This is a genomic window from Streptomyces bungoensis (assembly GCF_001514215.1).
Classification (GTDB): Bacteria; Actinomycetota; Actinomycetes; order Streptomycetales; family Streptomycetaceae; genus Streptomyces; species Streptomyces bungoensis.
Genome location: NZ_KQ948885.1, coordinates 33,873 through 42,369 on the forward strand (window position 1 = coordinate 33,873; position 8,497 = coordinate 42,369).

At 74.4% G+C, this 8,497-nt stretch carries 2 protein-coding genes; both read left to right on the forward strand.

Annotated features, from left to right (window positions below):
- Positions 1-62: 62 nt before the first annotated feature.
- Positions 63-5,591: an SDR family NAD(P)-dependent oxidoreductase gene (locus tag AQJ66_RS35890; protein ID WP_159052701.1), complete on the forward strand. Its 5,529-nt coding sequence runs from the start codon at positions 63-65 to the stop codon at positions 5,589-5,591.
- A gap of 75 nt (positions 5,592-5,666) precedes the next feature.
- Positions 5,667-8,497: type I polyketide synthase (locus AQJ66_RS35895; RefSeq protein ID WP_159052702.1), on the forward strand; the 2,831-nt coding region annotated here is incomplete at its 3' end.

Sequence of the window (8,497 nt, forward strand, 5' to 3'; positions counted from 1 at the left end):
AGGAAGTACCCCAGACGGAGACCGACACGGACAGCGCCGAGACGGACGTACCCTCCGCGTCCGTGGACGATCGCACCGTCCTTCTGCCTCTGTCCGCAGCCGACCCCCGGGCGCTGCGCGAGCAGGCGGAGCGGCTGGTCAGCCTCCTGTCCTCGGACTCCGAACTGTCCCCGAGGGACGTCGGACTCTCCCTCGCGACGACGCGTTCCGCGCTGGAGCATCGCGCCGTCGTGCTGGCCGCGGACCGGGAACAGGCCCTGCGCGGCCTCCAGGCCCTCGTGCGGCAGGAACCCGTGCATCATGTCGTCACGGGTACGGCGAAGGCCGGTGCCGATCGCACGGCGTTCCTGTTCGCGGGACAGGGTTCGCAGCGGCTGGGCATGGGGCGGGAGGTGTACGACACGTACCCGGTGTTCGCCGAAGCCTTCGACGCGGTCGACGCCGAACTCCCCTTCAGCCTGCGGGAGGTCGTCTTCGGCGAGGACGAAGGCGCCCTGAACCGCACCGAGTTCGCGCAGCCCGCCCTCTTCGCCCTCGAGGTGGCGCTGTTCCGGCTGCTGGAGTCCTGGGGCGTGCGACCCGATGTGCTGCTGGGCCACTCGATAGGAGAGCTGGCGGCAGCGCACGTGGCCGGGGTGTGGTCCCTGGCGGACGCCTGCCGGCTGGTGGCGGCGCGTGGCCGGCTGATGCAGGCGCTGCCGGAGGGCGGCGCGATGGTCGCCCTGCAGGCTTCGGAGGACGAGGTGCTGCGGCTGCTGGCCGGCCGCGAGACGGAGGCGGGCATAGCCGCCGTCAACGGTGCGGAGGCGACGGTGGTCTCGGGAACCGCACGGGCCGTCGAGGAGATCGCCGCGCACTTCCGCGCCGAGGACCGCAGGGTGACGGCCCTGCGGGTCAGCCACGCCTTCCACTCGCCGCTGATGGAGCCGATGCTCGCCGACTTCCGCAAGGTCGCCGAGAGCCTGGCCTACGACCGGCCCCGGCTGGCGATCGTCTCCACGCTCACCGGAGACCTCGCCGACCCGGACGCTCTCATGTCGTCCGAGTACTGGGTGCGGCACGTCAGGCACGCCGTGCGGTTCGCCGACGGCGTGCGCCGGGTGCGCGCGGAGGGTGTCGGCAACTGGCTGGAGCTCGGACCCGACGCGACGCTCACCGCGCTGGTCCGCGCCGAGACGGGCACCGGCCGGGCGGCCGAGGAGCCGCTGTACGCTCCCGTACTGCGCAAGGACCGCGACGAGGTCGCAGCGCTGCTGACGGCGGTGGCCGCCCTGCACACCCGGGGCACCGCACTGCGCTGGCCCGCCGTGTTCGCCGGGACCGGAGCCCGCCGGACCACCCTGCCGACGTACCCCTTCCAGCGGCAGCGCTTCTGGCCCGGAGCGCCGTCCGCCGCGCCCGGCGACGCGGCCGGACTCGGACTCACCGCGTCCGGGCACCCGCTGCTCGGCGCCGAGGTGACGCTCGCGGAGGGGCCCGGAACCCTGCTCACCGGCAGGCTGTCGCTCGCGGCGCACCCCTGGCTGCGCGACCACGCCGTGGCGGGCGCGGTCCTCTTCCCCGGTACGGGATTCCTGGAGCTGGCGCTCCAGGCCGGCCGTCAGGTCGGCTGCGGGCGCGTGGCCGAACTGACCCTGGAAGCACCACTGGTCCTGCCTGACAGCGGCGGGGTGCGGATCCAGGTCGCCGTCGGCGGCCCGGACGGGGCAGAACGGCGCACCGTGTCCGTCCACTCGCGGTCCGACGCGCCCGGAGCGGCCCCGGACCCGTGGGTGCGTCACGCGACCGGCTTCCTCGACGAGGGCGACGACGCGAGCGAGCCGGAGGGGCATGACACGGAGGGACGGGTCTGCCGGCCGCCGGCCGACGCCGACCGCGTTCCGCTCGACGGCTTCTACGAGCGGCTCGCCGACGACGGCTACGTCTACGGCCCCGCGTTCCAGGGACTGCGCGCCGTCTGGCGGCAGGGCGACGACGTGTACGCAGAGGTCCGGCTGCCCGCCGACCGGCAGGACGACGCCGGGCGGCAGGGCCTCCACCCGGCCCTGCTGGACGCGGCGCTGCACGCGTGGCTCGCCGCCCGCCCTCCGGCCGCGCACGGCTCCGGCGCGGTGAGGCTGCCGTTCTCCTGGAGTGGGGTCACCCTGTCGGCGGTGGGCGCGTCCGCGGTGTGGGTGCGGCTCACACCGGTCGACGAGGACACGCTCGCGCTGTCCCTGGCCGACGCCGAGGGACACCCCGTGGCCCGTGTCGACGCGCTCACCCTGCGGGAGGTGGACCCCGCGGCGCAGGCCACCGCCGAAAGCGCCCGGGCGGAGACCGGCAACGCGCTGTTCGCGCTGGACTGGAGCGCGCTGCCCGCGCCGGCCGGCGCACTTCCGGCCCAGGCGCAGCGATGGGCCGTCGTCGGGCCCCCTATCGACGGGCTCACCGACGCCCCGGCCGGCCACTACCCCGACCTCGCCACGCTCGCGGCCGCCGTGGCGGAGGGTACGCCGGTGCCGGACTCGGTGCTCGTCGCCTGTGGCGGTGCGGCCCGGCCCGCGGGCCCGGGTCCGGACACACCGGACGCGGTGGACACAGCAAAGGGGGTGGACACCGTCGGCACGGCGGACGCCGTGGACGCCGCGCGCCCATCGCACTTCACCACCGCCTCCGCCGACACCGTGGACGTCGCACACCCGTCGCACCTTCGCACTGCCACCGCGGACACCGCGGACCCGTCGCACCTCCCCACCAACTCCGCCGACACTGTGGAAGCGACCCGCGCGGCCCTGCACGACGCCCTCGCACTGATACAGAGCTGGCTGGCCGATGACCGCTTCACCGCCGCCCGGCTGGTGCTCGTGACGCGCGGTGCGGCGCCCGTCGGTGGTGACCGCGCACCCACCGACCCGGTCGCCGCCGCCTTGTGGGGCCTCGTCCGGTCCGCGCAGTCCGAGCACCCCGGACGCCTGGTCCTGCTCGACCTGGCTCCCGAGGACACCGGCCGTGCCGGCGACACGCCGCTCACCGGGCTCCTCGCCCCCTCCGCCGGGCAGAGCGGAGACTCCGGGCGCGCCCACCCCGCCGGCCCGGCCGATCCGGCCCACGCCCTGGCCACCGGCGAACCACAGCTCGCCCTGCGCGGCGGGACCGCGCACGTCCCCCGGCTGGCCCCGGCCCACACCGGAAGCCCGCTGCTGCCGCCTCCCGGCGAGGCTGCCTGGCGCCTCGACGTCACCGCACCCGGCACCCTCGACAACCTGGCGCTGGTCGCCTGCCCCGAGGTCACCGGACCGCTCGCCCCCGGCGAGGTCCGCGTGGCGATGAGGGCCACCGGCGTCAACTTCCGTGACGTCCTGGTCTGCCTCGGCATGCTCGACCGCGAGGTGCCCGGCCGCGAGGGAGCCGGTGTGGTCCTGGAGACCGGCCCGGGCGTCACCGGCCTCGCCCCCGGGGACCGGGTGCTCGGACTGTTCTCCGGCGCCTACGGCCCCGTCGCCGTGACCGACCACAGGCTGCTGGCCCGCGTCCCCGAGGATTGGTCCTTCACCGAGGCCGCGGCGGCGCCCATCGTCTTCCTCAGCGCTCATCACGGCCTGGTCCACCTCGCCGACCTGTGTCCCGGCGAGTCCGTCCTCGTCCACGCCGGTACCGGCGGTGTCGGCATGGCCGCCGTCCAGCTCGCCCGGCACCTGGGCGCCGAGGTCTTCGCCACCGCGGCCCCCGCCAAGTGGCCGACCCTGCGGGCCATGGGACTGGACGACGACCACATCGCCTCCTCCCGCGACACGGACTTCGAGCAGAAGTTCCTGCGCGTCACCGCGGGCCGCGGCATGGACGTCGTCCTCAACTCCCTGGCGCGCGAGCTCGTCGACGCCTCGCTCCGGCTGCTGCCGCGCGGCGGACGCTTCATCGAGATGGGCAAGACCGACCTGCGCGACCCCCGCGTGGTCGCCGCGGAGCACCCCGGAGTGGTGTACGAGGCGTTCGACCTCCGCGACGTCGACCCCGAACACACCGCCGAGATGCTCACCGCCGTGCTCGACCTGTTCGCACAGCGGGCGCTGCGGCCGCTCCCCGTGACCACCTGGGACGTACGCCGGGCCCCGGAGGCGTTCCGGTACCTCAGCCAGGCCCGGCACACCGGGAAGATCGTCCTCACCGTGCCCGGCGTCCCGCTGGACCTCACCCGTTCGGCCGTCGCCGGCCCCGCCGCCGCGGAGCGCACCCACGGCGACGGCACCGTCCTGGTCACCGGCGGCACCGGCACCCTCGGCGCGCTCCTGGCCCGGCACCTGGTGACCCGGCACGGCGTCCGCCGGCTGCTGCTGACCAGCCGCCGCGGCCCCGACGCCCCGGGCGCCCACGACCTCGCCGCCGAGCTGACCGGGCTCGGGGCCGAGATCACCGTCGCCGCCTGCGACGCCGCGGACCGCCAGGCCCTGGCCGAACTGCTCGCCACGATTCCCGGGGACCGTCCGCTCACCGCGGTCGTCCACGCCGCCGGTGTCCTCGACGACGGAATCCTCGACGGCCTGACACCCGACCGCGTCGACCGGGTCCTGCGGCCCAAGGCGCAGGCCGCGTGGAACCTCCACGAACTCACCCGCGACCGCGACCTGTCGGCGTTCGTCCTGTTCTCCTCCGTGGCCGCTACCTTCGGCAGCCAGGGCCAGGCCAACTACGCCGCCGCCAACGCCTTCCTCGACGGCCTGGCCCACCACCGCAGGGCCCAGGGCCTGCCCGCCCTCTCCCTGGCCTGGGGGCTGTGGGACACCGACACCGGCATGGCGGGCACCCTCGGCGAGGCCGACGTCCGCCGGGTCGGCCGCCTCGGCCTCGCACCGCTGCCCGCCGAGCAGGGCCTGGCCCTGTTCGACGCCGCACTCGCCGCCGACCGGGCGCTGCTGCTGCCCACCCGGCTCGACCTGGCCGGACTGGAACGCCGCGGCGCCGAACCGCCCGCCCTGCTCAGGAACCTGGCCCGCATCCCGGTCCGGCGGGCCGCCGCCCCCGCCGCCGCGACCGCCGGCGGCCAGGACGGAGCCGACGGCGAGCGCGGCACCGTGCCGTTCACGGAACAGCTGCGCCTGCTGCCCGCCGCGGAACGGGAACGGGCCGCCCTGGACCTGGTCCGCACCCACACCGCGGCGGTCCTCGGACACGCGGACCCCGAGTCGGTCGACTCCGACCGGCCGTTCAAGTCCCTCGGCTTCGACTCGCTCACCGCGGTCGAGATGCGCAACCGGCTCGGGACGGCCACCGGCCTCACCCTGCGGGCCACGCTGATCTTCAGCTACCCGACGCCCGCCGTCCTCGCCCGCCACCTGCTGGAGCAGTGCGCGCCACAGGAAGCACGGCCCGCGGACGTCCTGCTCGCGGAACTCGACCGGCTCGAGTCCGCCATGGCCGGCCTGGACCGCACGACCGACGGCACACCGGACGGCGGTGCCGCGGACGACGAGGTGACCACACGGCTGCGGGACCTGCTCCTGCGCTGGACGGGCGGCAGCAGCCACGGCACCACGACGGCCGGCACCGGACTCGAGTCCGCGACGGACGACGAGATGTTCGACCTCATCGACAAAGAGCTGGGCATTTCCTGACCCCGACCGACCCCGGACCGCTCCAGACCCGACGTCTGAGGACCCTCGGGGCTCCTCCTAGGAAGTGGCAACGAAATGGCGAGCAACGAAGAGAAGCTGCGGGACTACCTCAAACTGGTCACGGCCGACCTTCGTCAGACACGCAAGCGTCTGCAGGAACTCGAGGACCAGCGGAACGAACCCGTCGCCGTCGTGGCGATGGGCTGCCGCTTCCCCGACGGCGTCGACAGCCCCGAGTCGCTCTGGCGGCTCCTGGCGTCAGGCACCGACGCCGTCACCCCGTTCCCGGCCGACCGCGGCTGGGACCTGGAGGCCCTGTACGACCCGGACCCGGACCGCCCCGGCACCTCCTACGTCCGCGAGGGCGGCTTCCTGCACGACGCCCCGCTGTTCGACGCCGAGTTCTTCGAGATCTCGCCGCGCGAGGCGCAGGCCATGGACCCGCAGCAGCGGCTCCTCCTGGAGACCTCCTGGGAGGCCGTCGAACGCGCCGGCATCGTCCCCGGCTCCCTGCGCGGATCCCGCACCGGCGTTTTCATCGGCGCCATCGCCCAGGACTACATGCCGCGCTCCCGGAACTCCCAGGCCGACCTCGGCGGCCATCTGCTCACCGGCAGCACGATCAGTGTCGCCTCCGGCCGCATCGCCTACTCCTTCGGCCTCGAGGGCCCCGCGGTCACGGTCGACACCGCCTGCTCGTCCTCCCTGGTCGCCCTCCACCTCGCCGTACGCTCCCTGCGCTCCGGCGAATGCGACCTGGCCCTCGGCGGCGGCGTGACCGTCATGTCCGGCCCCGAGATGTTCGTCGACTTCGGCCGGCAGCGGGCGCTCGCCGCCGACGGCCGGTGCAAGGCGTTCTCCGCCGCGGCCAACGGCTTCGGACCCGCCGAGGGCGTCGGCGTGCTCCTGCTCGAACGCCTCACCGACGCCCGCCGCAACGGCCACCCGGTGCTCGCCGTCATCCGCGGCAGCGCCGTCAACCAGGACGGCGCCTCCAACGGCCTGACCGCCCCCAACGGCCCGGCTCAGGAACGCGTCATCCGCGCCGCCCTCGCCGACGCCGCGGTCGCCCCCGGGGACGTCGACGCCGTCGAGGCCCACGGCACCGGCACCCCGCTCGGCGACCCCATCGAGGCGGAGGCCCTGCTCGCCACCTACGGCGCCCAGCGTCCCGGGGACCGGCCCCTGTGGCTCGGCTCGGTGAAGTCCAACATCGGGCACACCCAGGCCGCCGCCGGCGTCGCCGGAATCATCAAGCTGGTGATGGCCCTGCGCCACGGCCTGCTGCCCCCCACCCTGCACGCCGACGAACCGTCCGAGCACATCGACTGGGCGGCGGCCGACCTCAGACTGCTCACCGCGGCCCAGCCCTGGCCCCGCCACGACGACCGGCCCCGACTCGCCGCCGTCTCCTCCTTCGGCATCAGCGGCACCAACGCGCACATGATCCTGGAGGAGGCACCCGCCCCCGACCGACAGGAACCGGGTGACAACGGTGAAGGGCGTGACGCCGGTGACAGCGGTGACAACCGGAGCGGCGTCGAGCAGAGGCAGCCGGCCGGCGATGCGCCCCTCCCGTGGATACTCTCCGCCCGCAGCCAAGCGGCCCTGTCCGCCCAGGCCGCACGCCTGATCGCCCATCTCGACGCCGACCCCGGCCACGACCCGGCCCGCGTCGGCCACGCCCTGGCCACCACCCGCACCACCTTCGAACACCGCGCCGTCCTCACCGGCCGGACGAGCGACGAACTGCGCACCGCCCTCGCCGCCCTAGCCGCCGGTGAACCCCACCCCCGGGCCGTCACCGGCAGTGCGCGACCCGGCGGACGCCTGGCCTTCCTGTTCGCGGGTCAGGGCTCGCAGCGGCTGGGCATGGGGCGGGAGCTGTACGAGACGTACCCGGTGTTCGCCCAGGCCTTCGACGCGGTCGACGCTGAACTCCCCTTCAACCTGCGGCAAGTCGTCTTTGGTGACGATGAAGGCGCCCTGAATCGAACCGAGTTCGCGCAGCCTGCGCTGTTCGCGCTTGAGGTGGCGTTGTTCCGGTTGCTGGAGTCGTGGGGTGTGCGGCCGGATGTGCTGGCGGGGCATTCGATCGGTGAGATCGCGGCGGCGCATGTGGCGGGGGTGTGGTCGCTGGCGGACGCCTGTCGTCTGGTGGTGGCGCGTGGCCGGCTGATGCAGGCGCTCCCGGCCGGTGGGGTGATGGTGGCGGTGCGGGCCTCGGAGGAGGAGGTGCTGCCACTCCTCGGTTCCGATGGTGCGGAGGTGGGTGTCGCCGCGGTCAACGGGCCGCGTGCGGTGGTGGTTTCGGGTGTGGCGGAGGGCGTCGAGGAGGTCGCCGCGCACTTCCGGGCGCTGGGCCGCAAGGTCACGTCCCTGCGGGTGAGCCACGCTTTCCATTCGCCGCTGATGGAGCCGATGCTCGCCGACTTCCGCGAGGTCGCCGAGAGCCTGACGTACTGCGAGCCGCGTATCCCCCTGGTCTCCACGCTCACCGGAACCGCGGCGGACCCGTCCGAACTGATGAGCCCGGACTACTGGGTGCAGCACGTACGGCGCCCCGTCCGCTACGCCGACGCCGTACGCGCCCTGGCGGAAGGCAAGGTTGGCCGACTGCTCGAACTGGGTCCTGACGGCAGCCTGATCGCCCTGGCCCAGGGTTGTCTGGACGGCGGTAGCGAGATCTTCACGGCGTCCCTGCGCAAGGACCGCGCGGAACCCGAGAACCTGCTCACCGCTCTCGCCCAGCTCTTCGTCACCGGCCTCCCCGTCGCCTGGGCCACGCTGTTCCGGCAGATCGGCACCGCAGATGTGGAGCACGAGCCCGTCGACCTGCCGACATACGCCTTCCAGCGGCAGCGCTTCTGGTCCCGCGACACAGCCTCTTCACCGGGCGATCTCGG